The following is a 26,221-nucleotide window of genomic DNA, read 5'->3' as shown; positions in this document are numbered from 1 at the left end:
AAGCCCCGCCGGCATTGCTGCTAGCGGGGGGCTTTATCTATTTAATTTATCAGAAGTTGTAGTGTGCCGTTACGCTAACGTGCCGGCCTTCACCAGGGATAAAATGTCCACCGCCAAGCTGTTCAATGTAACGTTTATCGCTTAGGTTTATACCGTTTAACTGCATTCCAATTTTGTCTGTAAGCTGGTACGCCAGCATCAGGTCGTACGTGGTGTACCCCGCAGCGGTTTTACGGTTTGCTGACGAGCTATTGAAACGCTCTCCCACATACTGCGCTCCTGCACCAAACGCCAGCTGATCGTTAAAATCATACCGGGTCCAAACACTGGCTGAGTGCTCAGGCGTTCCAGACAACGGCATACCAATTTGGCTGGCATCATCGCCCTCGGCATGAGTAATTTCGCTGTCTTGATAAGTGTAAGCGGCAATCAGCGTCCAGTTCGGCTTAATATAACCCACTGCACTTAGCTCCAGCCCCTGTACCCGCTGTTCACCGTTTAAGGTATCAAAACTGCTCTGATCGCCAGAAAAATCCGGGTCATCAGTGCGGGCATGATTTTTTTCAGTACGAAATATTGCCGCACTGGCGAGCAGCCGACTGTCAAATAAATCCCACTTTGTACCAAACTCATAACTTAGTGTTTCTTCCGGCTCCAAGTCCACCAGATTACTATTGCTGTTGGTCGACACGGTTAACCCCTCTGCTGACGGGTTAAAGGAGTTACCCAAAGCAAAGTAAATGCTGCCATTGCTGGCTGGTTTAAACACCAATCCTGCATTCCAGCTAAACACGCTATCGCGGGTGTCTGCTACTAAGGCAGCATCGGTGTAGCTATATTGGTAATCTGTTTCAAACTTGTCCCAGCGCCCACCCAAGGTTAATTCCCACTGCGGGGTTAACGTCAACGTATCAAACAAATACACCGCGATGTTCTTACCTTCAGCTTTGATACTGTTACCATCACGGCCATATTGGCCGGTAAACGGCACATGCGCGTCGGGGTGATACAAATCGACCAGTGACGGTGTACTGTCCAGATTATCGTCTACCAGATCGACCATGTTCCAGCGTTTGAAGGTTTCAGCTGCCCATTCAATACCGCTGACAACATTGTGCTTAACACCACCGGTTTGATATTCGCCAATCAGATCCAGCTGCACAGCCTGAAGCGAGTTTTTGCTGTCGCGGGTTTTCTCATCGCTTTGACGCACTTCGGTGCCGGTTTTTTGATTGTAGAAACGTGGCGCAGTTACCACCCCTTCACGTGCCACCGATCCTAACCGAGCCTGCATCCGCAATGTTGTTGTATCACTGATATCCTGCTCAAAACGGCCGGTTAATGACTGCGCGCTAATGTCTTCGTAATCACGAAATACATTGCCATAAAAATTGTCAAAGCTAACCGGCGGCGCCTGATAAAGGTAATCTGTCAGTTCCGGCACCGCGGCCGGATCGGACACCCAAGGAATACCGTAGTCTGGCATATTGTCTTGTTTTTGGTATTCCGCATTCAGGCTAAAACGTTGGGCCGAGCCAATACCGGTAGCCAGTGACATCGCAGCAGCATTTTTACTGTTGAACACGTTATCACGCCCGGCGACATCGGCATCATCAGTGAGTAAGTTAAGCCGCAACGCCGTGCTATCCCCCAGGGAAATATTGCTATCTAGCGTAGCGCGGTAATCAGACTCCGAACCAATACGCAAGCTAACATCAGTAAACTGATCCAGCTTTGCAGTCTTCGACTGTAAATTGATACTGCCGCCAGTCGCACCTCGGCCAGATACTGCAGATCCCGGGCCTTTGGCCACTTCAATGCTTTCCAAATTGTAAGTATCGCGGCTGTAACCCGCGATATCGCGAATACCATCCACAAAAATATCCGTTGCAGCCTTGAAGCCTCGAATTGACATACTGTCACCACTAGGGGCACCACCTTCGCCAGCCGCCAGAGAAATACCAGAGACATTACGCAAGGCATCACGCAGGCTATCAACAGCCCGATCTTTCATTACCGCTTGTGGAATGACCGTAATAGTTTTAGCCGTGTCTAATAAGGGCTGCGTAAATTTGATATTGGCCGATTGTTCAACTTTTACATCATCCTCAGTAGTCGTTTTCGCTTTCGCAACCGCCAACTCCTGAACGGCTGTTGTTTGCTGTGCAACGGCGTGGCCGGTCCAAACAGCACATGCCATTGTTACTGCTAACGCTAGTGGGGCTTTGTGAAAGGCATTATCCACAACTCGAGTCATTTTCTGCTCCATAGTATTGTCCGGCGCACTAGCAACTCATGGCTTAGCTATCAGCCATATACATCAGCTTTAACCATCAGTGCTGTAGTCTGCTGGAAATTAAAAATTCGGCCAAATGCTAGCACCACATAAAAGCAATGTAAATGATAATAGTTATCAGTTGTATTTAATGTATTGATTTGCCATAATGCACTCACCGTTAATGTTGTGAACTTCCAAATTTTGGCGAAGCATGAAAAAACGATCTTCTCACTTCACTACTTTGATTTTAACGCTGGGTTGTATGGCGTTTTCTGCGTTGGTAAATGCCACTTCTGAGCAACCTTCTGCGCAGCAGCTTGACGCTTTGGTGCAGCAATGGCTGGCGCTTGAGCAACAGCAGTTAAACCAACAAAAAGACTGGCAACTACGCAAGCAAAGCCTGCAGCAGGGTATTAGTTTATTACAGGCTGAAATTAAACAATTACAGCAACTTCAAACGCAAAACACACAGCAACACAATGCTGTTGATGAGCAGCGAACGGCTCTGCTGGCACAGCAGCAGCAACTAGAACAACAGCAACAACAAGGCGCAGAGTTTATTGACACCTTGCTGTTGCAGTTAAGTAGCATGCAGTCTCAGTTACCACCACCATTGCAGCAGCTGTGGCAGCAAGAACTCGCTAGCTTGCCAGAGCAAGCTGAACCGTCAGTAACATTGCAACGCGCACTACTACTGCTAAGCAAGCTGGCAGAATTTCAGCACAGGCTAAGCCTGGATGAAATGACACTTACTACAGATCAAGGCCAGCTGGTTAGAGTTCGTCAATTGTATTTAGGCGCAAGCCAGGCTTGGTTTAGCAGTGCCGATGGCAGTTATGCCGGTATCGGCCTCCCTGACAGCAACGGCTGGCAATGGCAGTTCGACAGCAATATTGCTGGTGTGCACGTGCTACAGGCTATCTCTATGGTAGAAAAAAAGGTGCAAGCTGAGCTGATTAGTCTGCCAATACAGCTTTCTGTGCAAATTGCTGCAAGTTCTGCCTCAGCAATGCAGGAGCCATTGCCATGAAGCCCAGCTACACAGCGTACCCATTTATGCTACGATTATTAGCCGCTTTTGGGTTGCTGATATTACCCGCATCAATGGCATTCGCGGCCGATGTGCAAACGTCGGTACTACAGGACATTAAACAGGCGCAGCAGGCATTAAAAGCCAGCGAGCAACAGATTAGCCAACAGCAACAACAGTTGGTCACCCAATATCAAACCTTGCAACAACAAGTGCAGCAGTTACGCCATCAAACGGCAATATCGCGTCGTGCTGAAGATGAAAGCACATTAGGCCTAACACAATTAACTGAACGGCTGAAAAGCTGGCAAGATCAACAACAGTATCAGCAAAACCAACTGGCAAGTTTTATTCGTCAACATAAGTTAAGTGCCAGTAGCAATACGCTTACCGCACAACTTAAGGCCGCAACCGGTTTTGCCAGCAGCCTGCAACGCAACCTTTACCCGCAATGGCACACGCAGGATATTATTCAACAAAATGGTGAGCTGACGAAGGCGCAAGTGCTTAGCGCCGGCCCAGTTAGCTGGTATTGGTTAGCACAGCAGCAGCAAGGCGGCTTATTACAGCATCGTCAGGACACAACAGACACCTGGAGCGTTGCACTGCCGTTTACTGACAGCAGTTCGCTGGCACAACTACAGCAACAGCAACGAGCAGAGCTACTGTTCGATCCTAGCCTGAGCAAAGCGTTGCTGCGCAGCAACCAAGATGAGTCAGCATTGCATCACATTAGTAAAGGCGGTATCTGGGCACTACCTATTCTGGTATTTGCCTTGGTTGCATTGGCCATTGCATTGCACAAAGCCTGGCAACTGTGGCGCCTACCCCCGGTGCACGTCGCTAAGTTGCCGCAAGCGCGTATGGCAAAGCACAGCGGTTATGCGCGGGAACTGGCCGCTTGCAGCGTAAGCTTTGCGATTGGTCAGCAGCGTGATGACGCACTATTTGCTGTGCTGCAGCAGAGTAAACTTGCCCTTGAGGCCCGTCTTGGCGCCATAGCGGTAACAGCCGCCGTTGCCCCGTTACTTGGTTTGTTAGGTACGGTTAGTGGCATGATTGAAACCTTTAACATGATGACCTTGTTTGGTTCCGGCGACCCACAAGTGGTGTCTGGCGGTATTGCACAAGCATTAATTACCACCGAACTTGGGCTAGTAGTGGCAATACCCGCTTTGGTACTGCACGCGTTATTATCACGCCAAGCACGTCGCTATTATCACCAGTTGGAAGCACTCGCCCTAAGCTTATCACAAAGCGTTACCGGAGAAGCCGCACCAGGCTTCACTACGGAGCATGCCGCATGATCAACCTGCTACTGGACAATGTCGTGTGCTGGCTGATACTAGCCGCCGCTTTGGGTAGTTATCAGCTGCTACTGCAGGAATGGTTACTACTGCGATCTGGACACTGGCAGCAATGTGGTCAATGGCAGCCATTTAACACAGTCTTGATTGCCAGTATGCCACTGTGTGGCTTGCTGGGCACCATTATCGGCTTGTTAAGTGTATTCGCCAACCTGGCCTCTGGAAGCAATGGCGCGGCAGAACTTAGCAATGGTATTGGCCAAGCTCTTTTTACCACCCAATTGGGGTTGACCTGTGCTATACCCGCCTGGCTGTTGCAGTCGATGGTTAACAGCAAGCTGACACGTGCACGCGTTAACGACATGGCAGTGCAGGAGGCCGCATGCAGCAACGTTTAAGCCAACGAATTGAACAACAGCAGCAAACTATAGATATGTCACCGCTGTTGGATGTGGTGTTTATTCTACTTATTTTCTTTATTGTCACCACGGTGTTTGTGCGTGAAACCGGGGTTGAAGTTGATAAACCACAGGCCGTATCAGCCAACCAGCTACAGCAAATGGTCATTCTGCTGGCAATTACGGATCAGGGTAGTGTGTATTACGATAACAGCAATATCGGTGTGGCAGGTGTCAGACCTACGGTTGAACAATTGCTACGCGAGCGCAGCCGCCCCGTGGTGTTGCAGGTTGATAAAAATGTATCAGCTGAACTGTTGGTCAGCGTGTTGGATGCGGCTAAACTCGCCGGTGCTCCCCAAGTTAGCCTGGCGACGGTAGCACAATAATATGCATTCACGCCTGCGCTTACTTGCATTCGCTTTAAGTTTACTTTTACTCGCTGCAGCACTGGGTATGATGTGGTACGCCCGCCAGTTTGAACCACAACAAGCGCAATTGCTGGTGCGGCCATTAGATGTCGCGATGTTGCCGTTACCGCCGCCACCTCCACCGCCCAGTCCGCCTCAACCCGTTACCCATGCCGCGGCGCTGGATGTAAAGATCAGTCACTCTGCTGCAGTGAAAATACCCACCCCCCAGATCAAGGTGCCGCAGCCGAAACTCAGCATAAATGCACCGCAACCGCAGATAAAGCAGCTTCAGTGGCAATCACTGGATTTGCAGATCACCGCGTTTAGCTTAGCGCAATTAGACACCTTGCCTGTGTTGCAAACACCGTTAAACGTCACATTCCCCAGAAGCTTAACTCGCCAAGGTGTGACAAACGTGTTGGTAAAACTCGACATTCTGATTAATGAGCAAGGCCGGCTTACGCTGCTTGATGTATTGGAAAACCCTTACCCTGAACTACGACCAGAAATAGAACGCCTTGTCCGCAACAGTCGCTTTAGTATGCCAACCAAAGGCAATGCTGCGGTAAGTGCACGTTTTATCTGGCCAATAGAATTTAAACCCTGATGCGGAAGTGTGACGCGATGAACCCTTTGTTAAAAACAACCTTAGCCGGATTAATCTTGTTTAGTGGCGTCAGCACTGCCGATACCTTGCAGGTTAAGTTGGCGGATCCAACATGGCAGGTTGTGCTAAACAACAACGCCATTGCCCAGCGCACAACTGCCATTTCACCCACAGAGGCCAGTTTTGCCCGTCAGTTACAGCCGTTACTGCAGCAAAAAGACTATAACGCCATTGCAGATTTATTTGCTAAGCGCCCATTAGCGCAAGATAGTAGTGCGTTACAGGTATTACGTGGCCAGGTGCTGCTGTCATTACAACATTACGAACAGGCCGCTACCGCATTGCAGGCGGCGTTGAGACAGCAGCCCGACCTGGCATTAGCGCATCAGGCTATTAGCTTAGTCTTTATGCAGCAACAACAGTATCAGAAAGCCAGGCCACATTTGGTTGCCGCGATTAATTTGGGCGTTGCCGATGCACAAACCTATGGCCAACTGGCCTTTATTAACTTGCAAGCATCACAAGCCGCCAGCGCCATAGCAGGGTATCAGCAGGCCTTGTTACTTGAGCCCGATAATATGCAGTGGCAACAAGGCTTACTGTATGCGCTAATTCAAAGTCAGGCCTGGCCACAAGCTCAGGCTATGCTAGAGCAGTTACTGCAACAGCAGCCAGATAACAAAGCACTATGGCTGCAGCGCAGTCAGTTGGCTTTAAGCCAAGAGCACCAGCAACAAGCACTAGCAAGTATCGAAGTGGCGCTGCGCCTGGGTGAAACCGCTGCAGAAAACCTCTTGCTCGCAGCACAGTTACATTTTGCCAACGGTAGTGCCGAGCGTGGCGCCAGCCTGCTACAACAGGTTATCGTCAGCAACAAAGACAGTACTGCCTGGCATGCCCCCTTGGTGCAAGCAGCACGTTATTTAAGCTATAAGCAACAATGGGCAGCTCTGCGACGCTTATTACAACAAGCTGAACTGCCTAAGCAGCAATTAACACCGCAACAGCAATCGCAACTTGAGCTGGTCAAGGCCGAACTGGCTAATGCAGATAACAAACCCAAGCTAGCTCTTAATGCATTGCAACAGGCCGTCGCACTGGATCCCTTAGCGGGTGATGCACTGCTGGCATTGGCACTATGGTATGAAAATAAGAATAATGTTGAATTGGCTAGCCTCACTTACAGCCGTGCTGCCACCATTAAAAACGTGCAAATACCGGCGTTGCAGGCACAAGCACAGCTGGAAATAAACCGTCAGCAATATCAAGTGGCGCTGCAATTGTTGCAACAGGTGCAGCAACTGGCCCCACATCGGCAGGACATTTTGGACAATATCCGTAGCCTACAGCAACTCGTTCGTCAGCAACGCTAAACCGATGCGGGTTTACCGGTTTTGCTGCTTTTACCTCAGGGCAGAATGCAGTAAGGTAATTAGCATTCTTATAAAAGATACCTAAACAGGTATTTGACAGACTTCTTGCTGACTGAGTGACAAACATGACTGACTTTATTGAAATTTACGACGATGCTTTATCAGCAGAGTTTTGCCAGCAACTTATTAAGACGTTTGATAGCAGTCCGCACACCACGCAAGGACGCACCGGTGGCGGCATTGATTTGACAAAGAAAAACAGTACCGACTTATACCTTTATCAGCATGCCGAATACCAGCCGTTGCTGCAGGTGATCTGGCAGGCAACCACGTATTATGCCGCAGAGTATTTCAAAAAATACCATTTTGCGTTAATTGGCCCGGTTGGCTTAACCATAGCGCACCCACAAACTGGCCAGCCAGTTGCCATTACCCAAGACAACTATGCTGAGCTGGGTGCAAATAAAGCAGTAGATTTTATGCGTACGCTTTATCGGTTAGGGCCAATACAAGCGCAGAAATACCAAGCAGGGGTTGGCAACTACGGTTATTGGCACAGCGAAGTTTACCCACAACAAGGCAGCACAGAGCCATTGCATCGCACATTACTATTTATGTTTTATTTAAATGATGTCGCTGAAGGCGGCCAGACCGAGTTTTATTATCAGCAAAAAAGCATTCAACCCAAAGCGGGCCGCATGGTGATTGCCCCAGGCTATTTTACGCATACACATCGCGGTTGCGTGCCGGTATCAAATGACAAATACATTCTTACCAGTTGGATATTATTTAACAGCGCAGAGCAGATCTACGGCCCAGCTGTACGCTGACCATAATGCTAACCAATAAAACGCCTCTATTGCAGTACAAAGCGTTTTTTAGACAACGTGTAGGGCGATAGAACTAATACTGTGCGCCGGCTGCAAACGATTCAGTTAACAAAGCCGCATACATCGCGGCTTTGTTGGTTTATTGCACCGGTTTAATCATTTTCAAATGCGGAATATCATCTTCTAGGTAAGGTTCACTTGCCGGTTTAAAACCTAAATCCTGATAAAATTGCTGTAAATAGCACTGGGCAGAAATGTGAATGTCGGTATCTGGCCATAACTCTGATGCAACCGATAACGTTCTTTCAACCAATACTTGCCCCAGCCCTAAACGACGTGCCGTTTGCGATACACATACCCGCCCTACTCCAGGGAAGCCATCAAAACTTACGCCCGGCGCCAACACGCGTGAATAGGCAATCACCTTATCTCCCTTCTTCAAAATGATATGACGGGTTTGTGGGTGTAAATCTTTGTCATCCAATTCCGGATAAGGGCAATTCTGCTCCACTACAAACACATCTACCCGCAACTGTAACAGCGAATATAAGGTTAAGGTGTCCAGCTCGGCAAAGGTCTGCACTTGCCATTGCATAGTTATTTATCCCTTTTAGTCAACTTTAACAGCACTATAACAGAGCCGGGTAAGGCTTCGCCAGAGGCAGACTAAGAGCTCGCATTGCCCCTTCGTATTTCCCTTCAAAATTAAGGTTTGATTGATTTAACCAACGTACCCAAAATAAAAGAAAGCAGTGCAAAAACGCATCACAAATCACAAAAATGCTATTTTACTGTAACTAAACTGCCATTAATTACCGGTTAAATGGGGCCACCTAATAATCCGTTTTATTCCGGAGCATAATAATGTCAGACCAAAGCAAGCACGTAAGCATCGACAACTCAGGCGTGGACCCACAAACAAACTTCTCACTAAACCCTACTTTTGCCGCCATTGTTGACAGCCGCATGGCGCGTCGCAATTTTTTAAAAGGTAGCGTTGGTGCTGCCGTTGCGGCCTTTATCGGCGGTTCGCTAGTGGGTTGCAGCAGCGATAATGATGATGAACCGGTTGCCGTTGTACCACCGGTGACAGCAGCCCCCTTACTGGGTTTTACAGCCATTGCCACGGGCCGCGCCGACAGCATAGTAGTACCAGAAGGCTACACCGCGCGTGCATTTTTACCCTGGGGTACCCCGCTAACTGGCAGCTACCCCGCGTTTTTAGCTGACGCCAGCAACACAGGCGAAGATCAAGAGCAACAAGTAGGTATGCATCATGATGGCATGCACTTTTTCCCAATTGATGCGCGCAGTAACGGTGAAAGCTCAACAGAAGGCTTGTTGGTATTCAATCACGAGTACATCGATAACAACCTGGTACACACTAACGGTATTGAAACTGTGCCGCGTATTGCCGATGAAGCACGCAAAGAAATTGCTGCTCACGGCGTGTCTGTTGCTCACATACAACAGCAAGCAGATAGCAGCTGGGCGTTAGTAAATAACAGCCCATTTAACCGCCGTATTACCGGAGCCACACCAATGGAACTGGCTGGCCCCGTGCGTGGAAGTGCTAACGTAGTCACTAAATACAGCCCTGATGGCAGCCGTACCCGTGGCACGCTAAATAACTGCGGTAATGGCTATACGCCTTGGGGCACCTATTTAACGTGTGAAGAAAATTGGGCTGGGTATTTTGTCAATACCGACGCTGATAAGCCTCGTGAGCATAGCCGCTATGGCGTATCTGGTAGCAACGGTCGCTATTTCTGGGAAACCGCAACTCCCACGGCAGATCAGTACCAACGCTTTAATGCCAGCAAGGTTGGTGCAGATGCTACAGAAGACTATCGCAACGAACCCAATACCTTTGGCTGGATAGTGGAAATTGACCCGTTTAACCCAGACAGCGTACCTCAAAAACGTACAGCATTAGGTCGCTTTGGCCATGAAGGTGTTATTTTTGGTAAGTTGGAAGAGGGTAAACCGGTTGTTGTATACTCTGGAGATGACTCTACCTTTGAATATATCTACAAGTTCGTTTCCAACGCGCCGTATTACAAAACTACTGCCGGTGGCCACTTACTAAATGATGGCACCTTGTATGTCGCACGCTTTAATGACGACGGCAGTGGCGAATGGCTACCACTTGATATCAATAATACCGACTTTGCGACTAAAGCGGCTGAGGCTGGCGTGAACTTTAACGATCAAGCCGATGTGTTGCTTAATACCCGTTTAGCCGCAGATATAAGCGGTGCAACCAAGATGGACAGACCTGAATGGGGTGCCGTTCACCCAGAAACCGGCGAAGTATACTTCACCTTAACTAATAACAGCCGTCGTACCGAGGAGCAAACCGATGCGGCTAACCCTCGCGCTGCCAATGTGACTGGCCATATTATTCGTTGGAATGAACGTGATACGCAAGCAGCGACCACATTTGACTGGGATATATTCCTATTAGCCGGTGACGTAGGTACCGCAACACCCGGCACCGAATTAACATTAACGGCTGACAACCACCTGGCTAGCCCCGATGGCCTATGGTTTGATAAAAATGGTTTGCTGTGGATCCAAACGGACATGAGCGGTTCGCAACAAGGTGAAGGCCCTTACGGCAATAACCAAATGTTGGTTGCCGACCCGGTAACACGTAACATTAAGCGTTTTCTGGTAGGCCCTACTGATTGTGAAGTTACGGGTATCAGTGCCACGCCGGACATGAAAACACTGTTTGTTAATATTCAACACCCAGGTGACAGGTCCAAGCCCGACAATTTCACCAGTCACTGGCCAGATGGTGGTAACAGCCGCCCACGTTCAGCCACTGTTATTGTGACAAAAGATGATGGTGGAGTTATTGGTAGTTAATGCCTAATGTTCTGGCCGGCGCAATAACGCTGCCGGCCAATTTTGTTGCAGTACCTGTTCACGCACAAAGTCGGCTAACTGCGTTTCGGGTATCGGCCTGGATAAATAATAGCCTTGAGCTAAATCGCAGTGATATTGCTGCAATAACTGTAAATGCGCTAAGCTCTCTACGCCCTCAGCCACCACCTGCAAGCCAAGCTTTTGAACCATAGCAATAGTTGACACAATGATCTGATAGTCTGACGAGCTTTCAAGCATGGCCATCACAAAACTTTTATCAATTTTTATAGTATCAACTGGCATTTGCTTGATGTAGTTTAACGACGAGTAACCGGTGCCAAAATCATCAATAGCAAAACGAAAACCCATTAATTTTAACTGATGCATCGCATCCAGCGTTTGACTGACATGGCTGACTAACGTACTTTCGGTCAGCTCCAGCTCAAAATGTGAAGCGCTTAACTGATACTTCTGCAAAATATCCGCTAACCGAAGCGCGAAATCAGGCTGCAAAAACTGATCAGCTGCAACGTTTACGGCAATAATCACGTCATGCAATCCCAGTCCCATTAGATCGAGATAACGCTGACAGCTGCGTTCAAATACCCAATACCCTACATCAACAATAAGCTGGGTTTGCTCCAGAACACTAATAAATTCGTCTGGTGGCACCAAACCTCGCGTCGGATGCTGCCAGCGTAACAATGCTTCAAAACCAAACAAACGTCCACTGCGTAAGTCGACTTGCGGCTGCAAACTCAAACTAAACTGCTGCTGCGAAATGGCCTGACGTAACTCGACCTCTAACTGCAAGCGGGCAGCCAAATCCGACGACATTTTTTCATTAAAAACAACGTAACAGTTTCGACCATTATTTTTTGCCTGATACATCGCCAAATCAGCCTGACGAATCAGCTCATCCCCGCCGTACTGCGGATTATTGGTATAGCTAATGCCAATACTGGCACTCAGTGTCACCGCAACATGTTCAAGGGTAAAGGGAGTGGTAAATTGCGCCATCACACTAACTGCCAATTCTTCAATCTGGCTTGGTGAATCAAGGTGAGATAACACAATAACAAACTCATCGCCACCAAAGCGACACACCACCTCAGCCGCAGACGTTACAGCGCGCAGCCTCTGGCTGGTTTCAATTAACAACTGGTCGCCAATGGCATGACTTCGACTGTTATTAACCGTTTTAAATTTATCCAGATCAAGAAAAAGCAAGCCGACATAACCGGTGCGTTGCGCTAACGATGCCAGCGCCTGCTGGATCTGATACTGCAGCATATTGCGATTTGCCAAGCCGGTTAACGTATCGAACATCGCCATCCGTTCCAAACTTGCCGTATTGTCAGCCAACTGCAAATCAAGGTGTTCAAGTTCGTGACTTAATCTCAGCACCGAGTCATTAAATGTATTGAGTTCATCCTGAAACATACCCGGTTTACCAAGGCTTTGCTGCCTAAACTCTGCGTAACGCCGTTGTGCTAGCAAAGGTAGTGCAGCGGCGAGCTTCAATATCCGGCGGCTGATACGCCGCGTGATATACAAAATCAGTAATAGCACGGCAATAAAGCAACTACCGGCAACAGTGAAAATTTGTTGCTCATAGCGTTGTTTGTCTTGCATTCCCTGAGTAACATCTTCAACCATCAGTAAAAAATGCGTCTCTTCAGCTTGTTGATTTAGTGGAATAAGATGCAAAAAATAACTACTGTTATCGAAAAAGATAATAACGCCATCACGTAAAATCGTGTCAACGCTCATATCATCTGGCACATATTGCGCAATACGTCTCATCTGCTCATGATCGGAAGCCTGCAACACTGCGAATTGCTGCGCCAAAGTATCACCTGGTCGACGTTTTAGTATTGCCACTTCAGTGCTTAGCGTTCGATGCAAGCTAAACAGGACATCCGTTAACGTGGTTTCCAGTACCAAAATAGCAACATCACCGTGGCTATTGAGTAAAGGTAAGCTAAGCGATTTAGTACAATGCTTATCGCAATGGATGTTAGATATTGGCCTCTGTTCAAGCAGGGTTTGTTGCACCAACGCGTGCGCATCATCTTGTGCTATATCGCCTTGACGCAGCTGTACTTGCCCATCGTAAAATAGACTAAACCCTTGAACGGCATAATTCATTTGTAAAGAGTCAGCTTGCAAAGCTAAAGCGTGCGAAAAGTCGCCGAAATGTGCTGCTTCATGTAAATTCTGTAAATCAGCAAAGCTTTGCATCCAGCTTAACAACTGCTGGTCAACTGACTGATTATAAAGTTGGAAGTACTGCTGTCCTTGAGCTTTACGCTGCGCTTGCTGCCGGTTAAACTGCTGATTCATATGTAGTAATGACAAACTGGTAAACCAAGTAATCAATACCAGCAAAATACTCAGCAGCAAAATGAGCATTTTCCACGACAAGCTTAGATAGCGCATCGCTGCTAGAACCTATACATCAACTGCACAGCATACAGCTGCCAGTACTCTCGGGTGTTCACCGCTAAGTTTGGTATCACTACCGGGGCAACACGGCCAGTCCCTTCCATCCAATGTATTTCGGCACTTAGCTGTAGCGTCGGGGTGAAGTCGTAACTTAAACCTGTCCCTACAGAATACTGATAGGCAAAATAAGCCGGTACTGTTCCACCGCTGTTTTGACTAAACAGGGTTCCACGACGGTCATCTTTATTGAGCACCATATAATCCAGCGCCATAAACCACTTTAACTGTGAAGTATGGCGATACTGAGCCAACAAGTACGCCCCCTGCCCCATTTGATCTTGATGAAATTGAGGTGCAAAAAAACCATCAATCAGCAAACGTTCTTGCTGAAGCTCAGTGGAGAACTCCCATTTTTCTAACTGGTAGCGCACATTTGCCATGACACGCTGCACTGTAAAATCTGCTGGCGCAAAAACATCATCAACAAGCGCTGTATAGCTAAAATTTGAATCTAACAAAGACACACCAAAAGTAAGTCGGCTCATAGCAGGCTGCCAATACATGCTAGCTTGATGTACAAAATCTTGTTTAACTGATCCCCGTACCGCAGCCCCTAATAAAGTTCGGGTTTGTTGATCAGAAATAGGTGCAGAACCCCAACTCCAGTTGAACGTAACGTCACCTACATCGCCGTTATGGCGGGCTTGCATGGCAATACCATCACTACCAACGGCAATATCGCGAAAACCATCAAAGTAAACTGATTGTGGCAAAACAATTGAAGGGCGGGTAAAAGGGACATCGCGTGTACTGGAATATAACCAATGCTGATTTTTAAACCGACCTATATAAATATTAGCTTGCCAATCTAACGAGTTATACAGGTTCCAATCGGCAAATAAATAATCTAACCGCATCCCTGGCGGATAGCGGTTACCGCCATTTAAATACACTACCTGACCAGCAAGGTTAAACGATGGCGACAACGAAATGCGACTATTTAGACCCAGCTCTGTCAATTCCGCCGACCAGCCTTCATCGTTATTTACAAAACTACTGTGCTTAGCATTAATGAGCCCTTGGGCAACAAAACCATTCCATTCAACATTGGTATCTTGAGCCCAGCTCAATTGCAATAATAAAGACATGCAACTGGCCACTGCAGTTGCAAAAGCATACTTAGTAGTCAATGCGAAGCTCCTTTAATCCAGCGTCTGGGCTTTGTTGCTCAATGTAGCCAATGCTACCCGGTGTGTTGGACAAGATACGCAGCATGGCATCGAAGTCTTCGGCGACTACAGGGCGATTACCGATGCCAGAAAAACTCAATTTGTCCCAGATATTGTTCAGCTGATAAGGAAATAGTCGAAGTTGCTCCCGACTAAAGCGCTGATGAAGTTCATTGGAAGCTGGCAGGATAACAACCGTGATTGGCGAGCCATCCGGCCATTGCGTCTGGCGCATAGTAAAAATACCACGGAGCTGCGGTTGAGTAAGCGCATCCAGCGGTACTGACGTATTGACAACAACCGAAGCGGCGCTAAGCCAACACGGTGTTAAAAGGCATAATAACAGCCAACTCTTCATGTTTTTACCAAGGTAACTTGGTTAAAACGCTGTATACAGTGCGCTTCATCGTTAATATGATACTCGAATTAACGCCCACGAAAACCGCAGGCACTTTTACGAAATATCATTCTAGCAGAGCTACTTAGATTATGCCGTGCTAATGCTGAAACAAATTAATGATTATTTTACGCGCTGTTGCAACCGGCCATTTACAGGACGCTGCCCATCGCGGTGTCCAGTCTTAGCAATCTTTGGTTTTTTGGGCTTGTAAGGTTTAGCATTCGGCTGTGATTGTACCAAAGCATTTACTGGTGCAAAGCCTTCCATCACTTGCCGCGGGATCTGTTGTTTAATCAGGCGCTCAATACCTATCAGCTCTTTGGCTTCGTCAGCACACACCAGTGAAATGGCATGCCCGGCGGCACCCGCGCGTCCGGTACGGCCGATACGGTGCACATAATCTTCGGCTACATTAGGCAATTCAAAATTTACTACCTGTGGCAATTGATCGATATCCAAACCTCTGGCGGCAATATCGGTAGCAACTAAAGCTCTGATTGTACCGGCTTTAAAGTCCGCTAATGCTTTAGTGCGAGCGTTCTGGCTTTTGTTACCGTGAATAGGGGCAGATTTAATTCCTGCGGCATCCAGGTGCAAGCTCAACTTATTCGCCATATGCTTTGTTTTAGTAAAAATAAGCACTTGCTGCCAATTATTGTCACTTATCAGCTTAGTGACTAAAGCCGCTTTACGGTTTTTATCAACCGGGTATATCAGCTGCTCAACACGCTCAGCGGTGGTATTAGCCGGACTTACTGATACCTCTAGAGGGTCATTCACCAAGCCTTTCGCTAATTTGCGGATATCATCAGAAAAAGTGGCTGAAAACAGCAAGTTTTGCCGTTTCTTTGGCAGCAAGGCCAGCACTTTTTTAATGTCATTAATAAAGCCCATATCAAGCATACGGTCGGCTTCATCCAAAACCAGCACTTCAAGCTGGGTAAAACGCACCGCATTTTGCTGATACAAATCTAACAAGCGCCCTGGCGTTGCAACTAAAATATCTACACCGCGACGCAGTGCCATCATTTGGGGGTTAATTTTTACACCACCAAAAACAACAGCACTTTTTAATGTTAAATACTTACCGTACATGGCAACACTTTCAGCCACTTGCGCCGCCAACTCTCGTGTTGGCGTTAAAATAAGTGCCCGCGCCTGATTGGGTTGTACTTTAGGGCCATCTGTTAGCATGTGTAGCAGCGGTAAGGTAAAGCCAGCCGTTTTGCCGGTTCCTGTCTGCGCTGCCGCCATAAGATCGCGCCCAGCCAGTACGGCAGGAATAGCTTGTTGTTGAATAGGAGACGGCGTGGTGTAGCCTTTGTCAGCAATGGCCTTTAACAGCGCCGGTGCCAGGTTTAAATCAGTAAATTGCATGCGATATCCCGCAGTTATTGCTGCGAGCGAAACCTGCCGCAGCTGCAGTTGCCTCCTGTACGAAGGGCCGCGCAGCTTACAGCAAATACCCTATTACTGCGAGAGATAATCGCTTTTGCCGTTGATTTTGTGTCAGATTTGTTTACAGCCACAACGCAGTCAATCGCTTAAAAATTGACCATTTCTCGTATATCCATGCACTTATAGACACTGGCACCCTTTATGCTTTCTCAAATTGGTAAAGTTGTAAATTCGATCTAAAAATTGAGGTGGTTCTTATGAAATACTTTAAACGGATTTTACTTTCATCCGCTGTTTTTGCCTGTTTTTCGTCACAGGCAGCACTCATCGTAAGCTACGGTGGTCAAGCTGCTACTGATGGTTCCGGTCTTACCAGTAATCTGATCGATCCCTCTAACTTGCTTAATCCCGCTAACGGTTTCTTTATTGAAACCTTTGATAATGCTACACAAATGATTGGATTTGGCGTTGGCAGCTCTGCATACAATGACCCAACACAAAACAATCAAATGGGCTGCACCGTTAATGCTCTGTTTGCTGGTTCTGCTATTCAGGTTAACACGTCAGGTTCTGATGCTTTTAACGTTAGAAAAGGCAGTGCTGGTTATGCTGCAACCCCGGCCAATGATACAACATGCTTTGGTTATACCCCGGCACAAGGCGGCACACTGCCATCTTGGATCACCATTGACTACAGTAATATCCTAACTGCAGGTGTTGGTATTAATTACCTTGGCGTTTATTTCGGGTCCATTGATACCTATAACTATATCGAATTTTTTGATGCCGAAGGTAACCTGATAGAAACGTTAACCGGCCCACAAATCTTAGGCAACAATGGTGGTAGCAGCGGTAATCAGGTGCAACCAGGGTCAAACGTCTACGTTAACATTTCTAATTTTGCCGGCACTGGCTTCTCCAGTTTTCGCTTTACATCAACAGGGGTAGCCGCTGAGTTTGATAACATTGTTGTAGGCTTATCTAACCGGCCGTCTCAAGTACCAGAACCAGCTAGCTTGTTGCTGTTAGGTTTAGGTTTACTTGGGTTAAATCGCAGAAAAATCAAACATTAAGCAAAAAGCCTAAAGTAACAAAAAGCCAGCACCGCTGGTTTTTTTGTTTCTGGATATCGACCACCGTAATGAATAATGTAAAACATTAATTTCGTTCGCTATTATCAATACGAGTATGGCAGGATAAGCTATGTTTTATCATCCGCAGTATTTAGTCAACGCGAGTAGTTGAGGTGCTTTTATGTTTGGAATAACCACTGGTCTAAAAACCAGAATAGAACAATTAGAACAGCAGTTAGTGCAACAACAAACACTGCATCAACAGGACAAACAACAATGGCAGCAAGAGCTTAACACTTTACAGCAACATATCACCGAGAATGAGGCAGCATATACGTTAAATGTTGAACGCTCGAAGATACAGCTATTAGGTGGCAATATGCTTAATGCTATCCGCGACGCCATCCTGGAAAATTCCGGCGAGTTGGACAACGAAAAACTCGTTTTATCTGAATTGGACGGCTTATTTAACCAAACTCGGTCAGCAATTGGCAATTTGAAAAATCGAGCCAGTCATTTAAACGACCATGCTGAAAAAAGCATGGCAACAGCAGATGCACTTAATGAGTCAGCAACAGGCATCAGCCAGTTAGTTTCCTCAATTCAACAAATTTCAGAGCAAACTAACTTATTAGCACTAAACGCTGCGATTGAAGCGGCAAGAGCAGGAGATGCAGGTAGAGGCTTTGCCGTTGTTGCCAGTGAAGTGCGACAGCTTGCCATTAATGCACATGATGCCAGTGCAAACATTGAACAACTCGTTGCAAAGGTCATCGCTCAGACCGAGCAAATAAAGCAAGTCGTGCTAACCAATCAGCAATGCTCATCAGACATTGGTACATCTTCTGAACAAATAGACCAAGTAGTGTCCCATGTACTAAAAAGTTCCGGCAACATGCAACATGTTATTGGTAATGCCGCTGTCACAGCATTCTTAACTACCGTCAAGCTTGATCATGCAGTATGGAAAAATAACGTGTACCGTATTATCGATAGTAACGACCACACCGCCACCATTGACAGCCATACAGAATGCCGTTTAGGTCGTTGGTATCAAAGTGAAGGCCAGAAATTTGCCAGCCTACCCGCATTTCGTTACATTGAGGAACCCCATAAAGCAGTGCACATAGCGGGTAAAGCAGCTGTACAAGCACTAATGAATAATGACAACGTAAGTATGATTGGTGCTTTACAGCAGATGGAGCAAGCCAGTTTAAATGTGGTGCAAGCCATCGATAACTTGCTACAACAAACTAACAATTCAATTTAGCAGTTTAAACCAAATAGCTTAGGCAATGTCGTTCACGGTTATTGATCGACATTTTTGCTATGTCAGTTTTTATACTCCATCACTCTAGCTTGCGCGGAAGTCACTTTATTCATTATAAAGAATCAGGTATGGTAAAATGTTTTTATTTGGGAGAATTACGCTTGCGCACGTCAAAGTTGTCCGCTGATAGCAGTTTTATGCGCGAATTAAAACGCCTGCTGCAAGCATTAACCTCGGTATCTGCCTCTGACAGTCTGGTTAGTCTCCTTAGTGACACCCACCGTTTTTTGCGTTTTGCCAATAATACGCCTGATAGTAATGCGGTAACAACCAAACCAGACTTAATGCAGCAACTTTGGTTTCTGGCCGAGAAGATATTGCGCCTCACTGAAGGCAATAACCCAGCAGATAGCTTGATCCGCTCAGCACGGGTGCTGGGCAGTTTACAACTTACTTCGCCTGAATCGCCCAGACGTTGGCGCGAATTGCAATTTGGCTACAAACTACTCTATCGTGCCGCACTGAGTCTGCGGTTACTTGATCATGCAATACAACACAAGCTATTAACTGACCCTGAGCTTTACCAGCATGAGGCTTTTCGTCGCTATGCCGATGACAACTGCCCTTATCGCTTAAATGTACAAATGCCGTTGGTCGTAGCAGTAATGTTACTGGATAGCGGCCAACTTGATGCTGATGCTATTGTGTTGCTTACCGGCAATGCCGGAGAGCAAGATGCCAGCCGGAGTATGCAACCGAATGAGCGCCAGCAATACCTTAGTTTAAGTGGCGCAGCAATGCACCAGCTGGTTAATGGTGCCTTGCAACTGATACCTTATCGTGGCAATAGCCGGGAGGAAAAACAACAACACCAGTTGCAACAACAAAACAAGATAAATCTTATTAAACAACTACTTAAAGCAAAGAAAACCGGAGATATAACACTTTCTCCCTTATTGGGTTTGCCACAAGTGTACAGCTCTATGGTGTTACCTGGTAGACAACGTTACCAATATGAAGCCCTGCCTAAAGCCAGTTTGTTGCTTAGAGACAGTGTAAATCGTGGACAATTCCCAGCCATCTGGGTAAAGCATTTTTTAACCATTACCGGCATTTTCCCACAAGGTTTTGGTATTACTTTTATACCGATGCAGCACGACAATGCCTTTGCCGGTAAGTACGAGTTAGCCATTGTTAACCAACTCTATCCGCCTACCCCGGCACAGCCACTATGCCGTATTGTTAGCCGTAACTTACAGTATCGCCGAGGCGGTAATAACTGCCATGTAAGCATAGAGCATAACCTGTATTTTAAACCCGCGCGCGTACGCCTATCGGTGATTCCAGAGCAACGCCTGCAGGCGATTCTTGCTCAGCTTAGCGCAGACTGGGAGCCGGGTCAGGTACGCCGCTTTATACCGCGTTGTTGGCAACCACAGCAGTTTTTTAGTCAAAGCGAGCACCAAAACTTGTGGAACAACGCGCTAAATCAAACGTACTGAACTAGAACAGGGTATAAATAAACCCTGCCAGCGCCGATTGCTGACTGGCAACCACTAAGGCGCCCAGTAACGCCAGCAGCACAAACACCGGCAACAGCCAGATTTTTTTCCGCACACGTAAAAATGCCCATAAATCCTGTAAAAATTCACCCATTAAAACGGATCCTTCATATTATCAGCCGAAATATCTTCACTTTGCCGCCAATAGGTATCGGCATTAGATAGCTGAGGTTTGTAATCCAGCTTACCTAACAGACGCAGCACCAGCCCAAGCGGAGTAATAACAACGAAAAATAGCAATGCCAAAATCAGCCGGGTGTTAACCCAACCCATAATATGCGCAAAGCTAAACCAGAGTCGCGCAGGCCAATACAACAACTGAGGTACTAAAATAGCAAAAACAGCAAAAACTCCACCGAGCAACCAAGGCCAAAGTGGCCAGTCGGCGTTAAAAAGCCATGGTAGCACTAAGCCAAACATAACAGGCCAGGCACACATCATTTGCCAGCCAAAACGGCGTAGTGCTTGCGTATCGTTAGCGGCAATAGACATTGTCATTCCTTAATCCGGGCTAAACTGACGCTGCAGAGCCTGTGCGATGGCGTCCTTTGGCTGATCAGCTTTGTTTAACAAGAAATCTTCTAACAATAAATAATCCATATCGGTAGCTAAAAAGCCCGCAATAGCATCAGCTGGCGAACATACCGGCGGCTCGCCACGCACATTAAATGAGGTATTGATCAGCACCGGGCAACTCGTTAGTTGGTAAAACGCTTGCAGCAAGGCATAGAATGCAGGCTGTTGCTTTGCGTCTACCGTTTGCACTCTTGCGCTATAATCGACATGCGTAATGGCAGGCAATGTTGATCTGATCTGGTTGCGCTTCGCTAAACCGGCAATCGTGTCGTTAACCGGCAGGCGTTGTCCCTCGGCAATTGCCGCTACCAACAGCATATAGGGGCTTTGCTGACGCAGGTTAAAATAGCGCGCTGCATGTTCTGCCATCACCGCAGGTGCAAAAGGTCGAAACGACTCCCGCTGCTTTATCTTTACATTTAACACGCGCTGCATATCGATGCTACGCGCATCAGCTAAAATTGAGCGGTTTCCCAGTGCGCGAGGGCCAAATTCCATCCTTCCCTGAAAACAGCCAACTACTGCGCCTTGTGCCAATAACTTAGCGACAATATCATTGCGTGTGTCTGCTGCAAGTTGTTGATACGGCAATTGCTGCCGTTGCAGCTCCTGTTCGATTTGCTTATTACTAAACGCAGGCCCTAACATAGCGCCTTGCATCTGATCAGGTAACATAGCCGCAGAACGCGGCTGTTGATAATACTGATGCCATGCCAACATTGCCGCGCCCAAGGCACCACCGGCATCACCTGCTGCAGGTTGGATCCATAGCGCGTCACACGCCTGCTCGTCGACAATACGGCCGTTGGCGACGCAGTTTAGCGCAACACCGCCGGCTAAACAGACATTACGACAGCCGGTAAGTGACGTGGCATGACGGACAATTTTTAACACCACCTCTTCGACAACCTGCTGTACCGAGCGAGCTAAATCTAGGTGCTTCTGTGCTGGCTCTGTATCAAATGGCAAAGCTGGGCCATCAAACAACGCCTCAAAGCGCCGGTTAATCATGCGCTTACCAACCGGGTAATCAAAATAGCTCATATTCAGGCTAAAACTGCCATCGGCTTTAACGTCAATTAACTCACGGTAGATAACATCCACGTAACGCGGCTCACCATAGGGCGCTAAACCCATCAGCTTATATTCACCTGAGTTAACTTTAAAACCACAGTACTGCGTAAAAGCGGAATACAGCAAACCGAGAGAATGCGGGAAATGAATTTGCTGTAACGGGGTTAATGCCTTACCTTCGCCAAGCCATACCGAACTGGTGACCCACTCCCCCACACCATCCAGACAAAGCACCACGGCTTTATCAAACGGCGAAGGAAAGAACGCTGAAGCAGCATGGGCCTGATGATGCTGACTAAACAGCAATTGTGGCAGCGCGACTTTTTTACTTTCATCATCGTCAAGCAAAGCACGTAGTTCGCGGCGCAGCACCGACTTTAAAAACAACTTTTCTTTTAACCACACCGGCATCGCACGCACAAACGCAGCAAAACCGCGCGGGGCATGCGCCATAAACGTTTCTAACAGCCGCTCAAACTTCAGCAACGGTTTGTCGTAATACACCACGGCAGATACATCAGCCAAACGGATACCAGCCTCAGCCAGGCAATATCGAATAGCGTCGGCGGGAAAACCAGCATCATGTTTTTGCCGGCTAAAACGCTCTTGTTGTGCCGCAGCCACAATAACGCCATCGGCTAACAGCGTGGCGGCACTGTCGTGGTAATAGCTAGAGATCCCGAGAATATATTTCATACAGCAAACAAATCATTTAGTCATGGCTTAACTTAGCGAAAATCCCTAGTATTGGGTAGCTTTTGTTATTGCTAAAACGCTGTTTTGGAAGGGCATACGTATGCAGGTTTGGTTGTTCCGCTTTATTGCTGTGTTATTACCGCTATTATTGCTATTAACTGCAGAATGGCTATTGCGACTCACCTTACCCACTCAAGCGGTACCCCTGTTTATCGAAAACCCGGCACTGCCAGCCTATTGGGTAACAGAACCCGATATTACCCGGCGCTATTTTGCCAAAGACGCGCCGCGCCCACCGGTTAAAATGGAGCCCGGCTTTGTACTACGTGATAAACCTGCCAACAGCATACGGTTAGTGGTTCAGGGTGGCTCTACCGCAGCTGGATTCCCTTACGGCGTAGGGGCTTCATTGGCGGGTATGTTAGAACAACGGCTTAAACGAACTTTACCGAATAAACATATCGAAGTGGTTAACACTGCGCTGTCGGCTGTAAACAGCTATACCTTGCTGGACTTATCTGACGATATTCTTGCTATTGAGCCTGACGCTGTACTGATTTACGCTGGCCATAATGAATATCTTGGTATTTTGGGGGTAGGTTCAAGTTACCTTACCTCGCAGTCTCCCGGCGCTACGTTGTTATGGTTGAAACTACGGAAACTTTACCTGTATCAGTTGTTAGAGCGTGGTTATCAGGCGTTTTTTAGCGCAGCAGAAGCTAAACCAAAACAGCGACGTACAGTAATGGCCACAGTTGCCCGGCACAAGGATATTGCGCTTAATTCTGCACGTTACGAGGCGGGCCTGGCACAATTTGAACAAAATATGCGACTGTTACTGGGCCGTTATCAGCGCGCTGGCGTTAAGGTATATCTGGCGACGATTGCCAGTAACCTGGCCAATCAAGCCCCGTTTAATTCAACGTCTGCCAGCACTGAACAGCTGGCTAAACTGCAGACGTTAACCCAGCAGCTAAGCCAACAACCTGATAACCGCCAGGCGTTACAACAACTGGCTGCGCTAAGTAAAGAACCACAAGCTAGCGCCAGTTGGCACTATCAACTCGGCCAGCTCTATCTGCAATTAGCACAGTACGACAATGCAAAACAACAGCTGACACTGGCACGCGATCTGGACTTACTGCGCTTTCGCGCGCCATCCGCTATCAATAATATTATTCGCCAGCTTGCTCAAGAGTTTAACGCCGTATTGGTCGACAGCGAGCAGGCTTTGGCGGCGCACTCTGCGCATGGCATTATTGGTAAAGACATGATGTTGGAACACCTGCATCCTACCATCAAAGGGTATTTTGTCTTAGCGGATAGCTTTTATCAGGCGCTGTACCAACAACGCCAGTTTGGTCAGTGGCCTAAACCGGTACCCGCGGCGCTTGCCTGGCAAGAACGGCCGATATTGCCAGCAGAAGAGTTTGCCGGGCAACTGCGAATTTTGCAGCTAACCGCAGACTACCCTTTTACTGACGCGCCAATAGCCGTGCAGTTTCCACCTGCACAAAACGTGCAGCAGCAACTGGGCCGGCGCTACATTGATGATAGTATTGACTGGCTCGGCATGCTGCAACAGAGCATTCGCCAGTATCATCAGCAAAAAGACGGCGATATGCTACTTAAAAGCCTGAAAATTGTCGCCGATGCGTTACCACACGATGGTGTCGCCAATTTTCAAGCGGCACAAATTCTCATGCAGGCCAGGCGCTACGGCGAGGCTAAAAGCTACTTGCAACGTAGCCTGCTAACACCAACAGCGCCTGCTGAGGCTAAAACCTTGCAGCAACAGCTTAACTCGCTAACACCTTAGTCAGGTTTAAACCGGCAGTGTTGCATCAGGTACTGCTCGTGTCCGGTTAACGTGCTGGCAGTATCAGCCAGATGGCGTTGCATCGCTGCCAAGGTGCGCTGCAGGTCTAGTTCAGTTTTAAATTGTGTCACCGGGGCGGCCTTTGCGGGCACAATATGCTGTCCTAGCAATACTGCTAACCAGCTGTCTTGTTTAAATAAGGCTTTATCGTCGATGCGTAAATGCCCATGGCGTTTAAATAATGCCAATTTTTGCTGCAAACTATCGGGTATTGCCATGTGCTTGCAGTACTGCCAATAAGGGCTGTCATCTCGCGTAGTGGCATGATAATGCAACACAATAAAATCACGGATTTGTTCATATTCCAGCTGGGTTGTTGCATTGTATTCGTCAATATCTTCCTGTTCACAGCTGCTATCCGGAAACAGGCTAACCAGACGCATAATGCCGCGCTGAATAAGATGCAGACTAGTCGACTCCAATGGCTCTAAAAAGCCAGCCGATAAACCAATAGCGACACAGTTTTTCTGCCAGAACTGTTGCCGGTGACCAGTTTGAAAACGAATAAAACGAGGATCTGTTAGAGGTTTACCTTCAACAGTTTGCTGCAATAATGTACCGGCTTCATCATCAGCCATAAAACGGCTGCTATAAACATTGCCGTTACCCATGCGGGTTTGCAGTGGAATACGCCACTGCCAGCCAGCATGATGCGCAATAGAGCGGGTATAAGGCCGCAATGAGGGATCCGCCGAGGTTTGCATAGCAACGGCACGGTCATTTAACAAATAATCAGCCCAATCGGTAAAACCCACCCCCAGCGTTTGACCCAGCAATACGCTGCGCAAACCGGTGCAATCAATAAAAAAGTCACCGCTAATTACCTGACCGTCATCCAATAGCAGGTCTTTTATAAACCCATTGTGCGCATGCTGTTGCACGCTGGCAATACGGCCTTCTATCCGCACCACGCCACGCTGCTGAGCATAGTCACGTAAAAAAAGTGCGTAGCGGCCAGCATCAAAATGGTAGGCATAGTCGTAACCGGAAAATAGTGAACGCGAGTCGGTATTGGGTGGCACAAACTTATTACGTTTAGCCAGTTGCCAGGCAGCGGAGAACTCCTGTATTGGCAATGCAAGCCCTTCTTGTTGAGCTTTAAGGTAAAAATAAGGAAACGGAATATAGTCAAAATCGGCACCAAAGCGGCCAAACTGATGAAAATAACTATCGCCCTGCGCGCCCCAGTTTTCAAACTGGATACCTAACTTAATACTGCCATTGCAACGACGGATAAAATCATGTTCATCTATTCCCAGCATGGCATTAAAGCGCTTTATTGGCGGTATGGTGGCTTCGCCCACACCTATGGTGCCAATGTCGTCTGACTCTACCAGTGTTATCTGCACATTACCCTGTAACTGCGATGCCAGCATGGCTGCGGTCATCCAGCCGGCAGAGCCGCCGCCGGCGATAACAATATGCTGTAACGGTTGTGATGTCATAAAATGCCTCAAAATCTAAACGCTTAGAAAGCAAAAAGCTGCCGCACAGGCGACAGCTTTT

General features: G+C 47.5%; 22 protein-coding genes. 12 read left to right on the top strand and 10 right to left on the bottom strand.

Annotated elements, in window-relative coordinates; all coding sequences use genetic code 11:
- Positions 1 to 49 precede the first annotated feature (49 nt).
- Positions 50 to 2,257, bottom strand: coding sequence for a TonB-dependent receptor (locus ORJ00_RS06375; protein ID WP_305974890.1), 2,208 nt, complete (start codon positions 2,255 to 2,257; stop codon positions 50 to 52).
- A gap of 232 nt (positions 2,258 to 2,489) precedes the next feature.
- Here ORJ00_RS06375 and ORJ00_RS06370 point away from each other — a divergent pair, with 232 nt between their 5' ends.
- From ORJ00_RS06370 to ORJ00_RS06340, 7 genes are all read left to right on the top strand, one after another.
- The gene (locus ORJ00_RS06370) at positions 2,490 to 3,308 is read left to right on the top strand and encodes a DUF3450 family protein (RefSeq protein ID WP_306126415.1); all 819 of its coding nucleotides are present in this window, start codon (positions 2,490 to 2,492) and stop codon (positions 3,306 to 3,308) included.
- Complete coding sequence (locus ORJ00_RS06365; protein ID WP_306126416.1) at positions 3,305 to 4,615, top strand: MotA/TolQ/ExbB proton channel family protein; 1,311 nt, start codon at positions 3,305 to 3,307, stop codon at positions 4,613 to 4,615. Before ORJ00_RS06370 ends, ORJ00_RS06365 begins: the two co-directional genes overlap by 4 nt.
- Positions 4,612 to 5,013: a MotA/TolQ/ExbB proton channel family protein gene (locus tag ORJ00_RS06360; protein WP_027670581.1), complete on the top strand. Its 402-nt coding sequence runs from the start codon at positions 4,612 to 4,614 to the stop codon at positions 5,011 to 5,013. Before ORJ00_RS06365 ends, ORJ00_RS06360 begins: the two co-directional genes overlap by 4 nt.
- Positions 4,998 to 5,402: an ExbD/TolR family protein gene (locus tag ORJ00_RS06355; protein ID WP_027670582.1), complete on the top strand. Its 405-nt coding sequence runs from the start codon at positions 4,998 to 5,000 to the stop codon at positions 5,400 to 5,402. Before ORJ00_RS06360 ends, ORJ00_RS06355 begins: the two co-directional genes overlap by 16 nt.
- A 1-nt stretch (position 5,403) precedes the next feature.
- Positions 5,404 to 6,033, top strand: a complete 630-nt coding sequence (locus ORJ00_RS06350) for an energy transducer TonB (RefSeq protein ID WP_306126417.1) — start codon at positions 5,404 to 5,406, stop codon at positions 6,031 to 6,033.
- A gap of 17 nt (positions 6,034 to 6,050) precedes the next feature.
- Positions 6,051 to 7,406, top strand: a complete 1,356-nt coding sequence (locus tag ORJ00_RS06345) for a tetratricopeptide repeat protein (RefSeq protein WP_306126418.1) — start codon at positions 6,051 to 6,053, stop codon at positions 7,404 to 7,406.
- 125 nt (positions 7,407 to 7,531) lie between these two features.
- Positions 7,532 to 8,236 (top strand): 2OG-Fe(II) oxygenase, encoded by a 705-nt coding sequence (locus ORJ00_RS06340; protein ID WP_306126419.1) that lies wholly within the window; start codon positions 7,532 to 7,534, stop codon positions 8,234 to 8,236.
- Positions 8,237 to 8,375: 139 nt separating this feature from the next.
- Here the strand turns inward: ORJ00_RS06340 and ORJ00_RS06335 are convergent, their stop codons facing one another.
- Positions 8,376 to 8,831 carry a GNAT family N-acetyltransferase gene (locus ORJ00_RS06335; RefSeq protein ID WP_306126420.1) on the bottom strand — a complete coding sequence of 152 codons (456 nt, stop codon included), beginning with the start codon at positions 8,829 to 8,831 and terminating at the stop codon, positions 8,376 to 8,378.
- Between the two features lie 269 nt (positions 8,832 to 9,100).
- Here ORJ00_RS06335 and ORJ00_RS06330 point away from each other — a divergent pair, with 269 nt between their 5' ends.
- Positions 9,101 to 11,110 carry a PhoX family protein gene (locus tag ORJ00_RS06330; protein ID WP_306126421.1) on the top strand — a complete coding sequence of 670 codons (2,010 nt, stop codon included), beginning with the start codon at positions 9,101 to 9,103 and terminating at the stop codon, positions 11,108 to 11,110.
- Between the two features lie 3 nt (positions 11,111 to 11,113).
- Here the strand turns inward: ORJ00_RS06330 and ORJ00_RS06325 are convergent, their stop codons facing one another.
- The 4 genes from ORJ00_RS06325 to ORJ00_RS06310 all read right to left on the bottom strand — a co-directional run bounded on the left by ORJ00_RS06325 (position 11,114) and on the right by ORJ00_RS06310 (position 16,564).
- Positions 11,114 to 13,552 (bottom strand): putative bifunctional diguanylate cyclase/phosphodiesterase, encoded by a 2,439-nt coding sequence (locus ORJ00_RS06325; protein WP_305974903.1) that lies wholly within the window; start codon positions 13,550 to 13,552, stop codon positions 11,114 to 11,116.
- Positions 13,553 to 13,557: 5 nt separating this feature from the next.
- The gene (locus ORJ00_RS06320) at positions 13,558 to 14,706 is read right to left on the bottom strand and encodes a hypothetical protein (RefSeq protein ID WP_306139328.1); all 1,149 of its coding nucleotides are present in this window, start codon (positions 14,704 to 14,706) and stop codon (positions 13,558 to 13,560) included.
- A 31-nt stretch (positions 14,707 to 14,737) separates the two neighbouring features.
- Positions 14,738 to 15,145, bottom strand: a complete 408-nt coding sequence (locus ORJ00_RS06315) for a type 2 periplasmic-binding domain-containing protein (protein WP_306126423.1) — start codon at positions 15,143 to 15,145, stop codon at positions 14,738 to 14,740.
- 162 nt (positions 15,146 to 15,307) lie between these two features.
- A complete protein-coding gene (locus tag ORJ00_RS06310; RefSeq protein ID WP_027670590.1) occupies positions 15,308 to 16,564 on the bottom strand; it encodes a DEAD/DEAH box helicase in 1,257 nt (418 codons plus the stop codon).
- A gap of 278 nt (positions 16,565 to 16,842) precedes the next feature.
- Here ORJ00_RS06310 and ORJ00_RS06305 point away from each other — a divergent pair, with 278 nt between their 5' ends.
- The 3 genes from ORJ00_RS06305 (at position 16,843) to ORJ00_RS06295 (ending at position 20,430) form a co-directional block, all read left to right on the top strand.
- A complete protein-coding gene (locus ORJ00_RS06305) occupies positions 16,843 to 17,658 on the top strand; it encodes an Npun_F0296 family exosortase-dependent surface protein (RefSeq protein WP_305974907.1) in 816 nt (271 codons plus the stop codon).
- A gap of 181 nt (positions 17,659 to 17,839) precedes the next feature.
- The gene (locus ORJ00_RS06300) at positions 17,840 to 18,928 is read left to right on the top strand and encodes a methyl-accepting chemotaxis protein (RefSeq protein ID WP_027670592.1); all 1,089 of its coding nucleotides are present in this window, start codon (positions 17,840 to 17,842) and stop codon (positions 18,926 to 18,928) included.
- A 128-nt stretch (positions 18,929 to 19,056) separates the two neighbouring features.
- Positions 19,057 to 20,430 carry a hypothetical protein gene (locus ORJ00_RS06295; protein WP_306139327.1) on the top strand — a complete coding sequence of 458 codons (1,374 nt, stop codon included), beginning with the start codon at positions 19,057 to 19,059 and terminating at the stop codon, positions 20,428 to 20,430.
- 1 nt (position 20,431) lies between these two features.
- Here the strand turns inward: ORJ00_RS06295 and ORJ00_RS06290 are convergent, their stop codons facing one another.
- From ORJ00_RS06290 to ORJ00_RS06280, 3 genes are read right to left on the bottom strand one after another with little or no spacing between them, the layout of a single operon-like run.
- Positions 20,432 to 20,584 (bottom strand): DUF5989 family protein, encoded by a 153-nt coding sequence (locus ORJ00_RS06290; protein ID WP_169338543.1) that lies wholly within the window; start codon positions 20,582 to 20,584, stop codon positions 20,432 to 20,434.
- Complete coding sequence (locus tag ORJ00_RS06285; RefSeq protein WP_027670594.1) at positions 20,584 to 20,982, bottom strand: SxtJ family membrane protein; 399 nt, start codon at positions 20,980 to 20,982, stop codon at positions 20,584 to 20,586. The genes ORJ00_RS06290 and ORJ00_RS06285 overlap by 1 nt, the downstream gene beginning before the upstream one ends.
- A gap of 9 nt (positions 20,983 to 20,991) precedes the next feature.
- On the bottom strand, positions 20,992 to 22,836 hold the full coding sequence (locus ORJ00_RS06280; protein ID WP_306139326.1) for a carbamoyltransferase family protein: 1,845 nt from the start codon (positions 22,834 to 22,836) through the stop codon (positions 20,992 to 20,994).
- Positions 22,837 to 22,936: 100 nt separating this feature from the next.
- Here ORJ00_RS06280 and ORJ00_RS06275 point away from each other — a divergent pair, with 100 nt between their 5' ends.
- Positions 22,937 to 24,655 carry an SGNH/GDSL hydrolase family protein gene (locus tag ORJ00_RS06275; protein ID WP_306139325.1) on the top strand — a complete coding sequence of 573 codons (1,719 nt, stop codon included), beginning with the start codon at positions 22,937 to 22,939 and terminating at the stop codon, positions 24,653 to 24,655.
- On the opposite strand, the gene ORJ00_RS06270 is transcribed toward ORJ00_RS06275, so the two are convergent.
- Positions 24,652 to 26,160: a tryptophan halogenase family protein gene (locus ORJ00_RS06270; RefSeq protein ID WP_305974914.1), complete on the bottom strand. Its 1,509-nt coding sequence runs from the start codon at positions 26,158 to 26,160 to the stop codon at positions 24,652 to 24,654. The two genes, ORJ00_RS06275 and ORJ00_RS06270, sit on opposite strands and share 4 nt — an antisense overlap.
- Between the last annotated feature and the right edge of the window lie 61 nt (positions 26,161 to 26,221).

The sequence above is a fragment of the Rheinheimera baltica genome, from assembly GCF_030731985.1.
Lineage (GTDB): Bacteria > Pseudomonadota > Gammaproteobacteria > Enterobacterales > Alteromonadaceae > Alishewanella > Alishewanella baltica.
Note: the sequence above shows the minus strand (reverse complement) of the source record. Positions and strands in the feature narration are given on the sequence as shown.